Raw genomic sequence first — 17496 nt, forward strand, 5'->3', positions numbered from 1 at the left:
ATATTGAAAGTCTAACCGTTTTTCAACAACCATTTTTATCACTAAGATACAATATGTCAAAGAACTTTAAAAAGATGTGTATATCGGGTAGGTTTTCAAAACCTCACAGGTCTGGTCTAAAAGCTAAGCTGTAACAGCTACGAGTTGCTCCAAAATAAAACGCCCGTCGATGTTGCCAAGGGCTTCGTCCGAAGCGCGCTCAGGGTGAGGCATCATTCCAAATACGTTTTTACCCGCGTTGGTAACGCCCGCAATATTTTCCAAACTACCATTTGGATTAGCGAGGTCTGTGATAAGGCCATTTTCGTCGCAGTAACGGAACAACACTTGGTCGTTGTCGTTGAGGCTTTTGAGCGTATCGGCATCTGCAAAATAACGTCCTTCACCGTGTGCAATCGGAATTTTATAGGCTTTAGGCTCCAAGCCAGCTGTCAGCAATGCCGATTGGCTTTGAGATTGCAAATACACATTACGACAAATATATTTTTGAGAACTATTGCGAAGCAATACGCCCGGTACAAGCCCTGCTTCCGCCAAAATCTGAAAACCATTGCAGATACCCATCACATAGCCTCCGCGATTGGCATGGGCAATAACCTCATTCATAATGGGCGAAAAACGCGCAATAGCGCCCGTACGAAGGTAATCGCCGTACGAAAATCCACCTGGCAAGATGATAAAATCACACCCTTGAAGGTCGTGGTCTTTGTGCCAGAGTTTGATAACTTCTTGTCCTAAATTGACCCGCAGCGTGTACACGGTATCATCGTCGCAATTGGAACCAGGGAAAACTACTACGCCGAATTTCATAGAATAATCGAATAGATTGAGCAGATGAGTGATTAACTTGCTGCTGCAAAGTTACGGTTTTCAGTGGGTGATTGATAACAAAACTTCACGTAACTTTGAATGTATTTCAAAAGGAGTGCGTTAAAAGACAATACAAACAATCGTTTTATAGTGACTTTCGAAGAATTTAACCTCAACCGCCAACTTCTCAACGCCATCGCCGATGCAGGTTACGAGACGCCTTCGCCCATCCAAGAGAAGGCGATTCCGCTGGTATTGCAAGGCCATGACGTGCTAGGAATTGCCCAAACGGGCACGGGAAAAACAGCGGCTTATTTGTTGCCTATCCTAATGAAAATCAAATACGCGCAAGGAGAAACACCTCGTGCGCTTATTCTAGCTCCCACGCGCGAGCTAGTGATGCAGATTAATGCTGCCGTTGCGGAGTTAGGCAAATATACCGATTTGCGCCATTTGGCGTTGTACGGCGGCCTCGGCCCCAAAACCCAAATCGAAGCGCTTCAAAAAGGAATAGACATCATCGTCGCGACCCCAGGGCGCTTCTTGGATTTGTACCTGAGAGGTGAAATTGGAGTTAAGCAACTTTCGGTACTCGTACTCGACGAAGCCGATAAGATGATGGATATGGGCTTTATGCCCCAAATCAACCGTATTTTGGAGGTGATTCCGCGCAAACGTCAGAACTTGCTATTTTCGGCGACCTTTCCTCCCAAAGTAGAACGCCTTTCAGAAAACTTCCTCGAAGCCCCAGTACGCGTTGAAGTAACGCCTCAGGCTACCACTGCCTCGCGGGTGGAGCAGGTCATGTACGAGGTGCCTAATTTTAGGACTAAAATCAACCTCGTAGAGCATTTTGCCCAACATGCCGAAGAGTTTCAGCGCGTCATCATTTTTGCCCGTTCCCGCGAAACTGCGGAGAACATTTATAAGTTTTTGAAGCGTAAAGTCGTTAATGAAGAAGAGGTACGCGTTATTCACGCCAACAAAGGCCAAAATACGCGCATCAACTCGATGGAGGCTTTTAAAGATGGCAACGTTCGCCTCCTGATTGCCACCGACGTGGCCGCCCGCGGTATCGACGTTTCTCAGGTAAGCCACGTGATTAATTTTGACGTGCCGCTGATTTACGAAGATTATGTTCACCGCATTGGACGCACAGGCCGAGCCAATCAGGAAGGAAACGCGATTACGTTTATGACGATTGCGGACGAATACCACATTGCCAAAATCGAAACAATTATTCGGATGAAGATTCCGCGTATGCCACTTCCTGCCGAAATTGACGTTCCCGAAACGCCTTTTGAAGAACAACAGGAATATTTACGCGAAATCGACGCACAACGTAAAAAAGAAGACCCCACATTTAAGGGCGCTTTTCATGAAAAGAAAAACAAAAAAGTTGTAAATTCGAAGCCCACAAAGAAGACATCCACACCCACAAAGAAGCATAAAAAGTACGACCGACGAAAAAAGTAACAGTCCATACAATAACAGATTAACAATGAGCGTTTTTAATGACGTTCCGACGAGAAGGTAGCGATGAAAGAGATACTGTCATTTAGTCAATTAGTTATTGGGTCATTCGTGGTGATGTTGGTTCCATTTTGGGCCGAGGCGCAGACGATGCAATTTGTAAGTAGCAACCGACCTGCCGACACAAGCACAAAAAGCTCAACCGAGGCCACTACGGTGGTGAAGAATCTTCACTTAATGCCACTTTTTGGGGAAACCAGCAAGAGCATTGAACACATCGAGTTTGAGATTAATTTCCTGAGCGAGTGTGATCAAAACTTTACCAACCGCGCCGAAGCAAGCCAATTTTTCTCGGCAAGAGGATGGGAATACCTGCAAGAAGGCGATTTGGATACGGCTTGTTATCGTTTTAATTTGGCTTATTTGCTCGACAACAAAAACAGCGATTGTTTTTGGGGCTTGGGAGTCGTCTGTTTTCAAAAAGGACATCTTACCGATGCCGAACGAATGCTTCGCAAAGGAGCTGATATTGATTCAACCAACGTAGGGTTGTTAGTGGATTTGGCCACCGTTGATTTGATTCACTTCAAAGAAACCAAAGAAAATTGGGAACTTATAGAAGCGGAACAAATCTTAAAACGGGCTTCAAAATTAGATTCCGCTTCGGCCAATGTTTATCTTAAATTATCGGTCTTGGAATTTCATAAAGGCAACTATGACGCTGCATGGGCTAATCTTCATAAGACAAGACTACTCGATATTGAATTGCTCGACTACGAGTTTATGCGAGAACTGCTGGCCAAAAAATGCGACCCGCAGGGAATATTTAGCACACAAAATTAAGGCTGAGGCACCAATTACCTCACCCTCTCAATCCCCCTCACCTGATAAGGAGAGGGGGACTTTTTTTAAGCCCTTTATGATTCAGGAAATTTCGCCCGCTCAAACCTACCCACTTCGCCACCAAGTATTATGGCCTGACAAACCCGTTGAGTTTGTAAAAGTACCCGACGATGAGCAAGGGATTCATTTGGGTTATTTTTTGGATGAAAAGCTGGTTTCGGTCATTTCGTTGTTTGTGGATGAACACAAAATCGCGCGATTTCGAAAATTCGCCACCCATCCCGACATCCAACGCAAGGGCATTGGCAGCCAATTACTGAAAGCTACTTTTGAACGAGCACAATCCGCAGGAGCTTCGACGCTTTGGTGCGACGCCCGCCTCGATGCCCAGCCTTTTTACGAACGCTTTGGCATGAAACCCGAAGGTGAGGTTTTTCACAAAGGAACCATTCCGTACATCAAAATGAGCACTACGCTCTAGCTCTTCATTTCTTTCATTAACTGCTGAAGTACGTCCACAAACTTCTCCGTGTATTCGCGTTTGGGCGTGGTATCCCAGTTACCCACGAGGCCATTTCCTCCCAAATAAATACCGTCTTTGCGCGCGATGATACTCGCCCCTTTGGTCGTAAGCTTATAATTAATTTCGGGTTGCGGAATCAGGCACGCCAATTGCCCCGAAATCGGCGTAAGTTCTTCGTCGTTGAAAATGGGCTTAGCTCCTAATCCCATGCAGTTTACGATACATTTTTCAGAAAGTGCATCCAAATCTTCCAATTTCTTGATTTCGTGCACCTTAATTTTCCCTCCTAACATTACAAATGTGCTCATTTGGTGGTGTAGATAGCTCGGAATATTGAACATCATATTGGAACGCCAACTGACGTATTTATCCTTAAACGGATGTTGTTTAGCGGAAAGCTCTTGACGTTCGGGAATCAAGCCTGACAAATGAAACGCCTCCCCGCCCTGCGCCAAATCCGTAGGAGCTAGTTGGCGCTCGGGAAACACATTGTACTCGTCCACCCACATAGCAATGTCGTTGATTCCCAACAAAAACTGAAACGTACGAAACGAAAAACGGGTAGCTTCTTCCCACACCTGTTTAAATTCTGGCTTAGCTACTTTGGGGTCGCATACGCGCGAGGCGGGCGACCATGTTCCTGTCGCCACGCTACTGGTGACGTTTGGAGGTAAATCTTTGGTATAAATCGTTACTTCATACCCTTTTTCTTGGAGCAATCGAGCCGTTGCAAGCCCTACTGTCCCACAACCAATGACCGCTATTTTCCGCTCTCCCGTCGATAAAACTAGCTCCCGAGCCATGTTACCCGTTCCCCACGACAACGACCAACCGCTACCTCCGTGCCCGTAGTTGTGCACAATGGTTTTTGAACCTAGCTCTTCTTTGGCTATTCGAGGCCCTGACGCCCGAAAAGGACGCAACCCCACCGTTTCTTTGACAATACGATCAAGAGAAAGTTTGAGTTTTGGAATCGAGTGATAGGTAGTAGTTGTACTGGGTTTTGTTGCACAGCTGGCCATTGCGGACGCAGCTCCCATCCCCGTTAGGGCAGCCGCACTGATAAAATGACGACGATTCATCATAGTCGAAGTGTGTGAAAAGTTAGACAGTGGTTGCGGCCAAACAAAAATAACATCTTACCCAAGCATCTCAAATGATTTTATTGTTATTTTCGATAAACAAAAAATTTTATTTTGTTTACAAATAAAAAACGTACAATTTTTTATCCATTCACTCCAATTTTAGCCCTTATGAAACCTTCTCTACTTCTACTTTTTCTCAGTCTGTTTACGTCTTCAGTCATTGCCCAAACGGTCTCCTTTTATGGCAGTCCGACCTCTCCAATTTCTTCGGGGGCAGTGGTACCCGCGGGCAAACAGCTTCTCTGGACCAGTGGCGTCACCGCAGGAGTAGCCGACAGTACAGCGGCCGAAGGGTCTTATGCCCGTTTTGGAGACACTAAAACGCAGGCTATCAACATCTTAAAAAACCTTGAAAAAGCTGTAAAAGCCAAAGGTCTTACGTTCAAAGACGTTTTGATGCTTCGTATTTATATTACTCCCGACCATTTTAAAGGCAACAAACACGATTATCAAGGTTGGTTCGACGCGTATGCTCAGTATTTTGACACCAAAGAAAATCCCACCAAACCCACCCGCTCTACCCTGGGCATTATGGCACTTACCCATCCCGACAAGTTTATCGAAATCGAACTGGTAGCAGTGTTTCCATAGCGTAGTGTTAGAAAATCGAGGTTCGTCTCTTATGGTACTAAACCTCTTATTTTCTCTGCTCATGCGTCTGTTTCTTTTTTCTTTCGCTATCTGTTGTTGCCATTTTGGCTACGCCCAAAACTGGTACAAAGGCAATTTGCATACGCACTCGCTCTGGAGTGACGGCGACGATTACCCCGAAATGATCATGGATTGGTACAAAAACAATGGCTATCATTTTGTGGGTTTGTCTGACCACAATACATTTCAAGAAGGCGAAAAATGGGTCAATGTTCCCCGCGTTCCTGAGCGCCGACGCACGTTTGAGCGTTATCTTCGCACCTTTGGCCCCGATTGGGTGCAGTATAAAAAAGGGCCGAATGATTCCCTTAAAGTTCGGCTCAAAAACCTGAGCGAATACCGCTCGTATTTCGACGAAGCAGGCAAATTCCTCATTTTGAAGAGCGAGGAAGTATCGACCAGCTACGACAGCAAGCCGATTCACATCAACATGACGAATGTGCAAAACCTCATTCGTCCCCAACGCGGCAATAGCGTGGCCGAAGTAATGCAAAACAACATCGACCTACTCGTTGCGCAACGTCGCCAAACGGGTCAGCCGATGTTTCCGCACATCAACCACCCCAATTTCTTTTACGCCATTACTGCCGACGACCTCATGAAACTACGACACGAGCGTTTTTTTGAGGTACACAACGGCCACCCGCTCGTCAACAATTACGGCGATGCCAAACGCGAAGGAACCGAGTCGATGTGGGATAAAATCAATACGCATTTTGTACGCCAAGGCCGCCCGCTGATGTACGGTCTTGCCACCGACGATAGCCACAATTATCAGTTTTTTGGACTAGAATACAGCAATACAGGGCGTGGCTGGGTGATGGTCAATGCACCTTCACTTTCGCCGCGCGCCCTCATCGAAGCCATGGAAGCAGGGCGTTTTTACGCTACTTCGGGCGTCGAACTTGTTTCTTTGCACCAAACCCCCGCGTCCTTTTCGTTTCGGATTAAAACCGAACCTGACATTTCGTACACCATCCAATTGATTGGCCTTAAAAAAGGAAAAGACAGAGCGGAAATCTTGCGGGAATTCAAAGGCACCGAAGCAAGCTATACCCTAACGGATGATGATTTATGGGTGCGCGCCAAGATTATTTCTTCTAAAGCCAAATACAATCCGTACAGCGCAGGCGAGCTCGAAACGGCTTGGATTCAACCGATTGCTCATTTGCAGGTTCCTGCCCTCAACCCCAACGTAGTAGCGTTGCCCAATGCCCATGCGCACAACGATTACGAACAGTCGCGGCCATTGTGGGATGCCCTGGAACAAGGTTTTACGAGCATCGAAGCCGACGTGTATCTCATCAATGATACGTTGTTTGTCTCGCACGAACGCCCAAGCTTCAACAACGCCGCCACCACGCTCGAAAACTTGTACTTAAAACCGCTTACTGAGCATATTCGCCAAAACAATGGCCTTGTCTATCCCAACTACAAAGGCCCCGTTTATTTGATGATTGATTTTAAGACAGAAGCAGAAAGTACGTACAAAGCTTTGGACAAACTCTTGCAGTCGTACCGAGGTATCCTTACCTCGTACAAGGGAAACACACCTACCAAAGGAGCTGTCACTGTCTTTATTTCGGGAAATCGCCCCATCGAAACGCTTCAAAAAGCCAAAACGCGGTTGGCTTCCTTCGACGGTCGTCCTGCTGATTTGGGCAAAAAATTGAGTCCAGAACTCATGCCCGTGGTCAGTGATAACTACAACAATCATTTGACGTGGCGCGGGAAAGACGAGATGCCCGCCGAGCAGTTCCAGAAGTTACAGGCGTTGGTACAACGGGTACACAAAGAAGGTAAAAAACTCCGCTTATGGGCGTGCCCCGAAGACCCTGCCGTATGGGCCAAGCTCCGCGAAGCAGGCGCTGATTTCATAAGTACCGATCAGTTGGAGCTGGTGAAAGAGTTTTTGAAGAAATAGTTTTTGGGAGCATAACAATTACCCCACAAGATGTATAAGAAGGCTTAGAATATCTTGTGGGGTTTTATGAAAGTGCTTAACTGTATTTGGCCAACACCTTGGCTTGCTGCTGAAGTGCCTCTATAAATTCAGCTTTCAAACGGGCAATCAACTCCGCCGTTGGCAAATTATCTTTGATGGTTGTCACGCCCTGCCCTGCCGACCAAATCGTTTTCCACGCTTTGGCTTCGGCCTTGGCGGCGTCGAGTTCTTCGCCAAAATCTATTTTTTTCGATTTCCCCCAAAGTTCTTCGGTAATGCCCATGGCTTCGAGGCTTGGCCGTAAAAAATTAGCATTGACGCCTGATACCGCCGCCGTGTAAACAATGTCGCTGGCACCGCTGTCGATAATCATCTGGCGGTAAGCTTCATCGGCCATGCTTTCGGTGGTGTTGATAAAACGAGTGCCCATGTAGGCCAAATCTGCTCCCATTTGCAAAGCCGACGCAATGTCGCGCCCCGTACTGATACAGCCAGAGAGCAGAATAGTTTTGTCAAAAAAGCTCCGAATTTCGGCGACCAACGACATCGGATTAATCGTTCCCGCGTGGCCACCCGCTCCTGCTGCTACCAAAATCAACCCATCCACTCCCGCTTCGGCCGCTTTTTCGGCGTGACGTTTTTTGATGACATCATGAAACACCAGTCCACCATAACTATGTACAGCATCGACCAACATCGACACTGCGCCCAACGACGTGATAATCAACGGCACTTTGTGTTTGATACACACCATCAAATCGGCCTGAACCCGTGGATTGGAATGGTGCACAATGAGGTTTACCCCAAAAGGAGCCGCTTTTTTACCCGTTTCTTGCTCAAAACGAGCCAATTCGTCTTTGATTTCAACCACCCATTCTTCAAAACCTTCAGTGGTACGTTGGTTGAGGGCAGGGAAAGTACCCACAATACCATTCTTACAGCATTCGATAACTAGCTGGGGGCCAGAAATAAGAAACATGGGTGCTGCCACTGCTGGTAGCGAGAGCGCATCAATAAAAGGTGCTTTTGACATTGGTTTTTGGAATGTATGAAGTTTAGGAAAATAATACTGACGCTAATCTCGTCAATTATTTTAATTCAACTCCACATCTTGCCATTTTCCTTCCAACAAAACCCGCTGATGAGTATAACCCGCTGCCCGCGCCGCCTCAAATGCCAACGGAAACGAAGCCGTAATTTCTTCGGGTCGATGGCTGTCGGAGTTGATACAAATGGGAATTTGTAGCTGATTCATACGCGCAATAATCCACGGAGAAGGATACAACTCCAGCCCACGTTTGTAATTGCCTCGGGTGTTGATTTCGACAATACAGCCCACTTTTTTAATCGCTTGAAGCGTTTCTTCCACCAAAGCCACGTACCATTCTTCCGACTCGTCGAACAGCGGACGGGCTTCGTTGTGCATTTTGATTTTGTCCAAGTGTCCCACAACGGGCGGGGCATCGGTTTCGACCATTTGTCGAATGATGCCGTAGTATTTTTCTAAAGCAACCTGAATATTCCCGTCATAAAGGGTATCCAAACAAGCCAAAAACTCCACCGAACTACCGTCGATTTCCCACGGCTGCCCAAATTGGTTTAACTCCACATAATGCACCGAACCAACGCAATAATCAAGCATCGGAAAGTCTTTAGGCCCTATCCCTGCTGAGGAAAAAGGTGCTGTTATTTCACCCCTCCCTAATTGGGGAGGGGCAGGGGGTGGGGTTTCGGGCAAGAAATCTACTTCTAAGCCAATGTACAGTTCAATTTGACCTTTGTACTTTTCTTTGAGTGCGGCGGTTTCGCGTAGGTAGTCGTCGAGGCGTTCGGCTTTCATGCTCCATTGGTTTTCAAACGGAACGGGGCAATGCGACGAAAATCCAAAGGCGCGAAGCCCTTGAGCTATCGCGCCTTGTACTTGTTGTTCTAAAGAGCCTTTGCCATCACAATAATGGCTGTGGCTGTGGTAATTGGTGATTATCACTTCAGTAGTTTTAAGCTTTACGATTTTACGGCATTTTTTCTTTGAGCATTGCTTTACGAACAATGCTCAAATCCGCTTTTTTTAAAAACGTATTCGCCGCCTTCAGCTTTTCTTCTACTACTTGCTCATTACTTTTTCGCACTGTAGTTTCTTTTGAAATGTTCGTTTTCATCGTTTTATAATAAGAAAGAAATCGTATGGGCGATTAGCGATAAAAGGCTCTATTTCATCATCAATACTACCAAAGATACGAAATTGCTCCAAGACTGTTTCAATTTCTCTATTGATAACGATTCTATAAAGGCGTTGTCGTTTCTCATCGCTTCCTTGAAATAAAACAATTACCTGAGGATTTTTATTCAAAAAATCAACGATTATGCGAACGACTGTAGCTAAAACTACACGCATATCTTTATTTTTTGTCTCTGTAATATCGCTAACATCTCCGTTAGGAAGCACATCAAGTAAAGCCAAGTTATACACTTGTTCGGTATCTGTCAATGTAAATAGTACTCTCTTTAGCACCTCCTTTTCCCGACTTATACTTACAAAATCATAGCGATATTGTATCTGAGGCTGACCAAATGGATAATAAGACTCGTTCATCTGGTTCTTACTTTTGTGGCAACGTCTCCAATGCCTTCTCCAAACGAGCGATGACTTCGTCTTTGCCTAAAATTTCCATCGCAAGCATCAAATCGGGGCCGTGGCCTGCGCCAGTGGCGGCCAAGCGAAGTGCCTGCATCACTTTTCCCATTTTCACTCCTACTCGTTCTGCCGCAGCAGCCCATATTGCTTTGGCCGACTCCGCTAAAAAGTCGCCTTCATAGACTTTCAAGTCTTCTACATAAGCCGTAATGGCCTTGATCGCATCGGCATTCCATTTACTGGCTACCACGGCCTCTTCGTACTCCGCAGGCATTTCAACTAAGAACGACGCCTCACTCAAAATTTCTTGCGGGAACGTCACGCGGTCTTTCATCAAATGGACGACTTTCAACAGGTCAATCGATTTACCGTTTCCAGTTTGGGGTTGAGAGGTTGAACCATCAACTGTCAGCTGTAAACTCGCAGCTAACGCCCCGTCGCTCAATTGCTTGATATACTGCTGGTTAAACCACTTGGCTTTGGTAATATCAAAACGCGCTCCTGCTTTATGAATACGCTCCAACGAGAACGCTTGAATCAATTCGTCCATGGTAAACATTTCTTGCTCAGTGCCTGGGTTCCAGCCCAAAAACGCCAAAAAGTTCACCACCGCATCTTTCAAATACCCGTCTTCACGGAAACCACGCGCCACCGTGCCCGTGCTAGGATCGGTCCACTGCAATGGGAAAATCGGGAAGCCACCCAAATCGGCGTCACGTTTTGAAAGTTTGCCATTTCCTTCGGGTTTGAGCAACAGCGGCAAGTGCGCAAACTGCGGAGCAGTCCAACCGAAATATTGGTACAACAACACGTGCAACGGCGCCGACGGCAACCATTCTTCTCCGCGGATCACGTGCGTAATTCCCATCAAATGGTCGTCCACAATGTTGGCAAGGTGGTAGGTCGGCATTCCGTCCGATTTTAACAATACTTTATCATCAAGCGTCGATGCGTGAACTACCACCCACTCACGAATGATGTCTTTGAAACGAATGTCTTGCTTCGGGTCAATTTTGATACGCACCACGTACGGGTCGCCGTTGGCTATCCGACTAGCCACTTCTTCGGCCGATAACGTAAGGGAGTTGGTCATTTGTAAACGCGTGATGGCGTTGTACTGAGCGGCATCGGCCCCTGCTTCTTCCAAACGCTTGCGCATGGCCTCAATTTCTTCGGCCGTATCAAACGCATAGTACGCTTTTCCCGAGTTAATCAACTGGTCGGCGTACTGGCGATACATTTCTTTTCGCTCCGACTGACGGTAAGGCGCGTGTGGTCCGCCGACACCTTGTCCTTCGTCAATTTCAATTCCTACCCATTTCAACGCCTCCAAAATATATGCTTCCGCTCCAGGCACGTACCGATTTTGGTCGGTATCTTCGATACGAAGGAGCATTTTTCCGCCATTTTTACGGGCAAACAAATAATTATACAATGCCGTACGAACCCCTCCGATGTGAAGCGGCCCCGTAGGACTAGGTGCAAAGCGAACTCTTACTGACATGTTAGTCGTTAATGGTTATCCGTTAATCGTTGCTGTTCTGACAATGTATCCATTACAAGTAACAGCTAACTCTTTTGAGGCCGCAAAGTTACCACAAAAACCCCATTTCTTGCGGGACCTCTTGACAACTTCGTAAAGAAGTTGTTATTTTCAGTATCGAACTACTTCTAACCGCTACCATGAATCGAGCCATTTGCTTTTTGTTTCTTTTGGGTTTGTTGGTTAGCTTCCAAACGGGGTCGGTCAACTACTATGCGTTGTCCTCCGATGATTTTCTGAAACTCCCCGAAGCCAATCAGGTTATTAATGCTAAGCACCCCAACTACGCGTTGCTCGATGCGGCTATCTTCCATACCACCAACATCGCCCGTCGTACGCACGGACTCTCCCCACTTCAACATGGATTGGGATTGCAACAAGCAGCCCAGCAATTTGCCTCCGACATGATTCAGATGGGTTTTTATAATCATGTCCACCTCTACAGTCCTTCTTTTGCGAAACTCACGCAGCGTATTGAAACCTTCACCCGAGAGTACAGCCGAATGGCCGAAAACATTGGCCAGTACCAATTGATTGATAGTCCGCCCGAGTATTGTTGTCGCCGAAAACGCGACGGAAGTTTTGAGTATTTTAACTGTGACAATAAGCATTTGCTAAAAGGATTTAATTACCTCGATTTTGCCCAGTACGCCGTCGATGAATGGATGAATTCGCCTTCGCACCGTCACAATGTCCTTGACTCTACTTATACCCATTTGGGATGCGCCGCTCGGCTTTCTAAAAATCCTTACCAAGAATGCCGTGCTCCTTTTGGGCGATTTGTGCAAAATTTTGGAAAAGTAAAAACGAATTAGGCCGCCTTCTCCCAGTAAAACCGCACAAAAACCACCATTTTTTCGGTTATTTGCAGCCTCAATGACCCTCATACGCCATGGCGCTGCTCGACACCCTCGTTTATGAATTTCAAAAAGAAGATTTTTTGATTTCGACCGACAAATCAAAGCTTGATACTTCGGTGATTCTTCCTTTTTTGTCCACCCAATCGTACTGGGCTGAAAACATTCCACTCGACATCATCGAGCGCTCCATTCAGAACTCATTTACTTTTGGGGTATATCACCACCAAACCCAAATCGGTTTTGCCCGCGTCATTACGGATTTTGCTACGTATGGGTATTTGGGCGATGTATTCATCTTGGCAGACTATCGTGGCCAAGGGCTTTCTAAGTGGCTGATGGATTGCATTTTTAATCAAATCCCTGAACTACAAGGCTTCCGACGCTGGACGTTGGCAACCGCCGATGCCCACGGTTTGTACGAGCAATACGGCTTTAAGAGCCTCGCCCGCCCTGAGCGCATGATGGAAAAAGTTAACTTTACGAAATATTAATTCAAAAGAGCAAATATGCTTACCAAACGCATCATTCCCTGCCTCGACGTCAAAGATGGACGTACCGTGAAGGGAGTCAATTTTATTAATCTTCGCGACGCAGGTGACGCCGTTGAATTGGCCGCCGTTTACGCCGAACAAGGCGCCGACGAATTGGTATTTCTTGACATTACGGCCACGGTCGAAGGCCGCGGCACCCTTCTTGAATTGGTGCGTCGCGTGGCTCATACCATCAATATTCCTTTTACAGTAGGCGGCGGGATTTCGTCCAAAGCCGACGTATCGGCTCTTCTCAATGCAGGCGCCGACAAAGTATCTATCAACTCCTCGGCCGTACGCAACCCTGACCTAATCAACGAATTGGCGTTAGAATTTGGGAGTCAGTGTATTGTGGTAGCGATTGATACAAGAAACCCCTCCCTAAATCCCTCCCCTGTAGGGAGGGACTCTGCATCCCCCTCCCTTAGAGGGGAGGGGCTAGGGGTGGGGTTAGTCCACACCCACGGCGGCCGCAAACCTACCGAACTCCACACCCTCGACTGGGCCAAAGAAGTGGAAGAGCGCGGGGCAGGCGAAATTTTGCTTACGTCGATGGATGCCGATGGCACCAAAAATGGCTTTTCGTTAGAGCTAACGGCGGCTATTTCCAAAAACGCCAACATCCCTGTTATTGCCTCGGGGGGAGCGGGGTCGATGGTACACTTTTACGATGTTTTTACGGAAGGATATGCCGATGCAGGACTCGCAGCCAGCATTTTTCACTTCAAAGAAATCGAAATTCCTGCCTTAAAACAGTACCTCCACGAGCGTGGCGTACCGATGCGGATGTCGCGCTAAGATTGGTGTTTGTCCAGAAATTCTTTGAAGCTTTTGCGGTACGTGTCACTGATGGGAATCCAGTTTTTACCAATCTGTATTTTCTCTTTGTCAATCGCCTCGATGGCGTCAAAAGAGACAATATACGAGTGGTGCACCCGAATAAACTGATGCGCACTGAGCTGTACTTCGAGCGACTTGAGGGTTTGGAGCGTCACGATTTTTTTTTCTTTGGTATAAATCGCGACATAATCTTTGAGCCCCTCGATGTACAGCACATCGCACAGGCGAATTTTTACCAGCTTTGTCCCGTCTTTGACAAAAATTGAGGGTAAAATAGGCGTTTCAACAGCCACTGGCGCAGTTTCGGGCAGCGTCGCGGGCATTGGTGAAACCGAAGTACCTAGCCGTTGCGTCACTTTTTCGACCGCCTTCAAAAAACGTTCTAGCGTAATTGGCTTCAAAAGATAATCGACCACATCCAGTTCGTAGCCTTCAAGCGCGTATTCCGAATAAGCCGTTGTCAGAATGACGAGTGGTTTTTTTGGCAAAATTTTCAGCAACGAAATCCCCGTAATTTCAGGCATTTGAATGTCCGAAAACAAGACATCCACCGTATTTGTCCGCAAAAAATCAAACGCCGCCAGCGGATTTGAAAATGACTTTACAAGCTTCAAATGAGGCAATTTTAGGATGTATTGTTCCAGGAGGTTTCGGGCCAAAGGCTCATCTTCTACCACCACGCAGGTAAGGGTCATACTAAATTCAGTTTTAGGCGTACACAATACTCATCGGTAGTGTCTTCGACCTCTAATTCAAAGTTATCGGGATAACTTAATTCCAAACGCCGTTTTACATTTTGTAGCCCTATGCCCGACGATTCGTCGGAGTGAGTCGCATTGATGGGCAATTTGCTATTGGCCACTGTATAAACACACGCCATGCCTTCTATCACCAAATCGGCTTTGATCCAAGACCCCGAAAAATTGTTACTCACGCCGTGTTTGAAGGCATTTTCCAAAAAACTAATTAGAATTAAAGGCGCAATCAGCACGCCATCAATGTTGCCTTTGACCTCAAAAAGAATTGGAATCGGCTCGTTGAGGCGTAATTTTTCGAGACTAATGTAGTTTTCCATGTACTCAATCTCCTTGACCAACGGCACTTTGGGGTGGTTGGAATCATAAATCATGTACCGCATCATTTGCGACAATTTCGCAATTACTTCGGTCGTATTGGGAGAATTCGTAAAGGCTAAATAATAGAGGTTGTTGAGGGTATTAAACAAAAAATGTGGGTTTATCTGTGCCTTCAAAAACCGAAGCTCCGACGTAAGTTTCTCATTTTCAATCTCTTTCTTTTTTGCTTCGAGCTCAAGCCAGCCTTCCGCAAATTTGAGCATTCCGACAAAAATCACAATAAAGAGCGTCGTCAACACCACGTTTACCGTAAACTTATCTTCGTAGAAATAGCAGATTTTGTGGGTATTACCGTCGATTAAATGGCGTTTTAACAAAATAAAAGCCCGCACCAGCACCGCAAACGGTACCGAAAACTCCAAGATATACCGAAGCAGGCTTTTGTGCTTGAGATAACGGGATAAGAAAAAAAAGTAATTGAGATACACTACCAACATCATAAACAACACCTCAAAGGACGTATTCTTGAAAGCATCCCAAAAGGTCACTTCTTGCCCCCGAATCGGGAAACGGATTTGATAAAAGAAAAACGAAAAGTAAACGCACCAAAATGAAAGGTGTAGCAGTAAGATTCGGTAGCGTTTAATGAACGGTTGCATCAGAGCAGGGTAAAGTGCGTAACACTTATCATCTAATTGAAAGAAGGAACACAGATTGCGTGTGAATTGAAAAGTAAAATTACGGCAAAAAGTCCGAAAAAATAAGCGGCTATTTTTAGTTGCCCTTTTCGCTGTGCTAAGTTTTCTACTTTCTTTCTTTTTCAATCGACCATTTATCCCAAATTTTCTACATCTCCGACTTACCGCCCCGCTAACCGAACAGCCGATAATTTTCGGATAACCGTCGAAATCTACCCTTTGATGTCAATTCTTTGTTCTTGTTTTGCCCCGAACCAAAAATTCGTTTGACTCACAAATCAATTTCAATCACAATGAAAAGAATCACTTTAGTAGCCTCAGCCTTGTTGGTATCGTTTGCCACTTTTGCTCAAACCACGTGGAAAGTTGACAAAGCACACGCAAAGTTAGGGTTTACGGTCACCCACCTTTTGATGTCAGAAGTAGATGGAAACTTCAAAACGTTTGACGCCACTATCACTTCATCTAAGGAAGATTTTAGCGATGCGTCTTTTGAATTGACGGCCGATTTAGCCACTGCCAATACAGATAATGAAGGCCGCGATGCGCACTTAAAAAGAGCGGATATGTTTGATGTTGCTAACCACCCAACGTTGACTTTCAAAAGCACATCTATCTCAAAAGTAGCGGACAAAAAATACAAATTGAACGGAAATCTTACCATCAAAGGCGTAACAAAACCTGTGTCGCTTGACCTTACATTGACAGGGGTTGGCAAAGATGGCCGTACTCAAAAACCCAAAGTAGGTTTTAAAGCAGTAGGCACGATCAAGCGCACCGATTTTGGCGTAGGCGGTATGCCATCGGCAGTTGTTAGTGAAGAAGTTGAGCTAAGAGCCTTGGGCGAATTTAACCAACAATAACCCATTTTCACTTACCAAAGTCTTGACTCAAAGCGTCGGATGGCCTAGCTATCCGACGCTTTTTTGTTTTTTTCTCTAACAGTCGGGTTGTGAGCAACCCTTGGCACAGGAAATCGGGTTGTAAGCAACTCTTGGCACAGGAGGTCGGGTTGTGAGCAACCCTTGGCACATACATTTTCTAAAGAAACTCCCCTAGTGCGCCTTTGTTCTGGACTCGAATCCCTTTTTCGGTCATTTCTACGGTACAGCAATCGTGCAGTGGATCGTGGTCAAAAAATAAAATATACTTTTCATCCAAGGCTTCTTTTAGCAATAGTTCCTTCTCTTTCATTGTTTCGAGCGGGCGCACGTCGTAACCCATCACGTACGGCAGCGGAATGTGCGCGTGCGATGGAATGGTATCGGCCATAAACACCACCGTTTGGCCTTTGTAGGCAATTTTCAACATCGTCATCTTTTCGGTATGCCCATCTACGTAAACAGGCTGCACGTTGGAGCCAAACGGGTTTTCAATTTTATCCGAAAAAAACAATTGTCCTGCTTCCTGAATCGGCAAAATGTTTTCCTTAAAAAACGTCGCTTTCTCGCGGGCGTTTGGCTGGGTAGCCGTTTGCCAATGGTCCGAATGCGTCCAATACTTGGCCTTGGAAAAAGTAAGTTCATAACCCGTTCGGTCGCGATTCCATTTCACGCCGCCACCGCAGTGGTCGAAGTGCAAATGCGAGAAAATCACGTCCGTCACCTCGTGTGCGCCAAAACCTGCCTTTTCGATAGATTTCACCAGTTCTCCTTCCCCGTGGCGATAGTAAAAGGCTTGCCATTTGGGGTCTTGTTTGTCGCCCATTCCTGTATCAATGAGCATGAGTCGGTTGCCGTCTTCGACCAGTAAGCAGCGCATGTCCCAACTACAAAGGTTATTTTCATCGGCAGGAACCAACCGATTCCAAATGGTTTTGGGTACAACGCCAAACATAGCCCCGCCGTCGAGTTTAAAATGTCCTGCGTCAATCACGTGTAAATTCATGTGTGCAAAAAAAGGATAAGAGTGATGGATGAGTTTG

At 46.2% G+C, this 17496-nt stretch carries 19 protein-coding genes; 9 read left to right on the plus strand and 10 right to left on the minus strand.

Annotation, left to right across the window (positions count from 1 at the left end):
* Positions 1–123: 123 nt before the first annotated feature.
* Positions 124–810, minus strand: coding sequence for a phosphoribosylformylglycinamidine synthase subunit PurQ (gene purQ, locus FHS57_RS12630; RefSeq protein ID WP_183974152.1), 687 nt, complete (start codon positions 808–810; stop codon positions 124–126).
* Positions 811–909: 99 nt separating this feature from the next.
* On the opposite strand from purQ, the gene FHS57_RS12635 reads away from it, so the two are divergent.
* From FHS57_RS12635 to FHS57_RS12645, 3 genes are all read left to right on the plus strand, one after another.
* The gene (locus tag FHS57_RS12635; protein ID WP_183974154.1) at positions 910–2286 is read left to right on the plus strand and encodes a DEAD/DEAH box helicase; all 1377 of its coding nucleotides are present in this window, start codon (positions 910–912) and stop codon (positions 2284–2286) included.
* Between the two features lie 63 nt (positions 2287–2349).
* Positions 2350–3126, plus strand: coding sequence for a tetratricopeptide repeat protein (locus tag FHS57_RS12640; protein WP_183974156.1), 777 nt, complete (start codon positions 2350–2352; stop codon positions 3124–3126).
* Between the two features lie 76 nt (positions 3127–3202).
* Positions 3203–3607 carry a GNAT family N-acetyltransferase gene (locus FHS57_RS12645; protein WP_183974158.1) on the plus strand — a complete coding sequence of 135 codons (405 nt, stop codon included), beginning with the start codon at positions 3203–3205 and terminating at the stop codon, positions 3605–3607.
* Here the strand turns inward: FHS57_RS12645 and FHS57_RS12650 are convergent.
* Entirely contained in the window at positions 3604–4734 is a 1131-nt protein-coding gene (locus tag FHS57_RS12650; protein WP_229601337.1) for an FAD-dependent oxidoreductase, read from the minus strand. The genes FHS57_RS12645 and FHS57_RS12650 overlap by 4 nt on opposite strands.
* A 168-nt stretch (positions 4735–4902) precedes the next feature.
* On the opposite strand from FHS57_RS12650, the gene FHS57_RS12655 reads away from it, so the two are divergent.
* The gene (locus FHS57_RS12655) at positions 4903–5385 is read left to right on the plus strand and encodes a RidA family protein (protein WP_183974160.1); all 483 of its coding nucleotides are present in this window, start codon (positions 4903–4905) and stop codon (positions 5383–5385) included.
* Between the two features lie 31 nt (positions 5386–5416).
* A complete protein-coding gene (locus FHS57_RS12660) occupies positions 5417–7369 on the plus strand; it encodes a histidinol-phosphatase (RefSeq protein ID WP_229601338.1) in 1953 nt (650 codons plus the stop codon).
* A gap of 76 nt (positions 7370–7445) precedes the next feature.
* On the opposite strand, the gene FHS57_RS12665 is transcribed toward FHS57_RS12660, so the two are convergent.
* The 5 genes from FHS57_RS12665 to gltX are packed head-to-tail and all read right to left on the minus strand — an operon-like array spanning position 7446 to position 11529.
* Positions 7446–8423: an NAD(P)H-dependent flavin oxidoreductase gene (locus FHS57_RS12665; protein ID WP_183974164.1), complete on the minus strand. Its 978-nt coding sequence runs from the start codon at positions 8421–8423 to the stop codon at positions 7446–7448.
* 60 nt (positions 8424–8483) lie between these two features.
* Positions 8484–9377: a histidinol-phosphatase gene (locus tag FHS57_RS12670; RefSeq protein WP_183974166.1), complete on the minus strand. Its 894-nt coding sequence runs from the start codon at positions 9375–9377 to the stop codon at positions 8484–8486.
* A 25-nt stretch (positions 9378–9402) separates the two neighbouring features.
* Positions 9403–9549, minus strand: coding sequence for a hypothetical protein (locus tag FHS57_RS12675; protein ID WP_164490218.1), 147 nt, complete (start codon positions 9547–9549; stop codon positions 9403–9405).
* On the minus strand, positions 9546–9983 hold the full coding sequence (locus tag FHS57_RS12680) for a DUF6934 family protein (protein ID WP_183974168.1): 438 nt from the start codon (positions 9981–9983) through the stop codon (positions 9546–9548). Before FHS57_RS12680 ends, FHS57_RS12675 begins: the two co-directional genes overlap by 4 nt.
* A gap of 7 nt (positions 9984–9990) precedes the next feature.
* Positions 9991–11529, minus strand: coding sequence for a glutamate--tRNA ligase (gltX, locus tag FHS57_RS12685; RefSeq protein WP_183974170.1), 1539 nt, complete (start codon positions 11527–11529; stop codon positions 9991–9993).
* A 179-nt stretch (positions 11530–11708) separates the two neighbouring features.
* Between gltX and FHS57_RS12690 the strand changes: the two genes are divergently transcribed.
* From FHS57_RS12690 to hisF, 3 genes are all read left to right on the plus strand, one after another.
* Entirely contained in the window at positions 11709–12383 is a 675-nt protein-coding gene (locus FHS57_RS12690; RefSeq protein WP_183974172.1) for a CAP domain-containing protein, read from the plus strand.
* 77 nt (positions 12384–12460) lie between these two features.
* Entirely contained in the window at positions 12461–12919 is a 459-nt protein-coding gene (locus tag FHS57_RS12695; protein WP_183974174.1) for a GNAT family N-acetyltransferase, read from the plus strand.
* A 15-nt stretch (positions 12920–12934) separates the two neighbouring features.
* A complete protein-coding gene (gene hisF, locus FHS57_RS12700; protein WP_183974176.1) occupies positions 12935–13756 on the plus strand; it encodes an imidazole glycerol phosphate synthase subunit HisF in 822 nt (273 codons plus the stop codon).
* Here hisF and FHS57_RS12705 read toward each other — a convergent pair.
* Together FHS57_RS12705 and FHS57_RS12710 are read right to left on the minus strand one after the other, a co-directional pair.
* Entirely contained in the window at positions 13753–14493 is a 741-nt protein-coding gene (locus tag FHS57_RS12705) for a LytR/AlgR family response regulator transcription factor (RefSeq protein WP_183974177.1), read from the minus strand. The two genes, hisF and FHS57_RS12705, sit on opposite strands and share 4 nt — an antisense overlap.
* On the minus strand, positions 14490–15533 hold the full coding sequence (locus FHS57_RS12710; protein WP_122933574.1) for a sensor histidine kinase: 1044 nt from the start codon (positions 15531–15533) through the stop codon (positions 14490–14492). The genes FHS57_RS12705 and FHS57_RS12710 overlap by 4 nt, the downstream gene beginning before the upstream one ends.
* A 332-nt stretch (positions 15534–15865) precedes the next feature.
* On the opposite strand from FHS57_RS12710, the gene FHS57_RS12715 reads away from it, so the two are divergent.
* A complete protein-coding gene (locus FHS57_RS12715) occupies positions 15866–16435 on the plus strand; it encodes a YceI family protein (protein WP_122933573.1) in 570 nt (189 codons plus the stop codon).
* Positions 16436–16613: 178 nt separating this feature from the next.
* Here FHS57_RS12715 and FHS57_RS12720 read toward each other — a convergent pair whose 3' ends face one another.
* A complete protein-coding gene (locus FHS57_RS12720) occupies positions 16614–17459 on the minus strand; it encodes an MBL fold metallo-hydrolase (RefSeq protein WP_183974179.1) in 846 nt (281 codons plus the stop codon).
* Positions 17460–17496: the final 37 nt, after the last annotated feature.

It is taken from the genome of Runella defluvii (assembly GCF_014195535.1).
Taxonomy (GTDB): Bacteria; Bacteroidota; Bacteroidia; order Cytophagales; family Spirosomataceae; genus Runella; species Runella defluvii.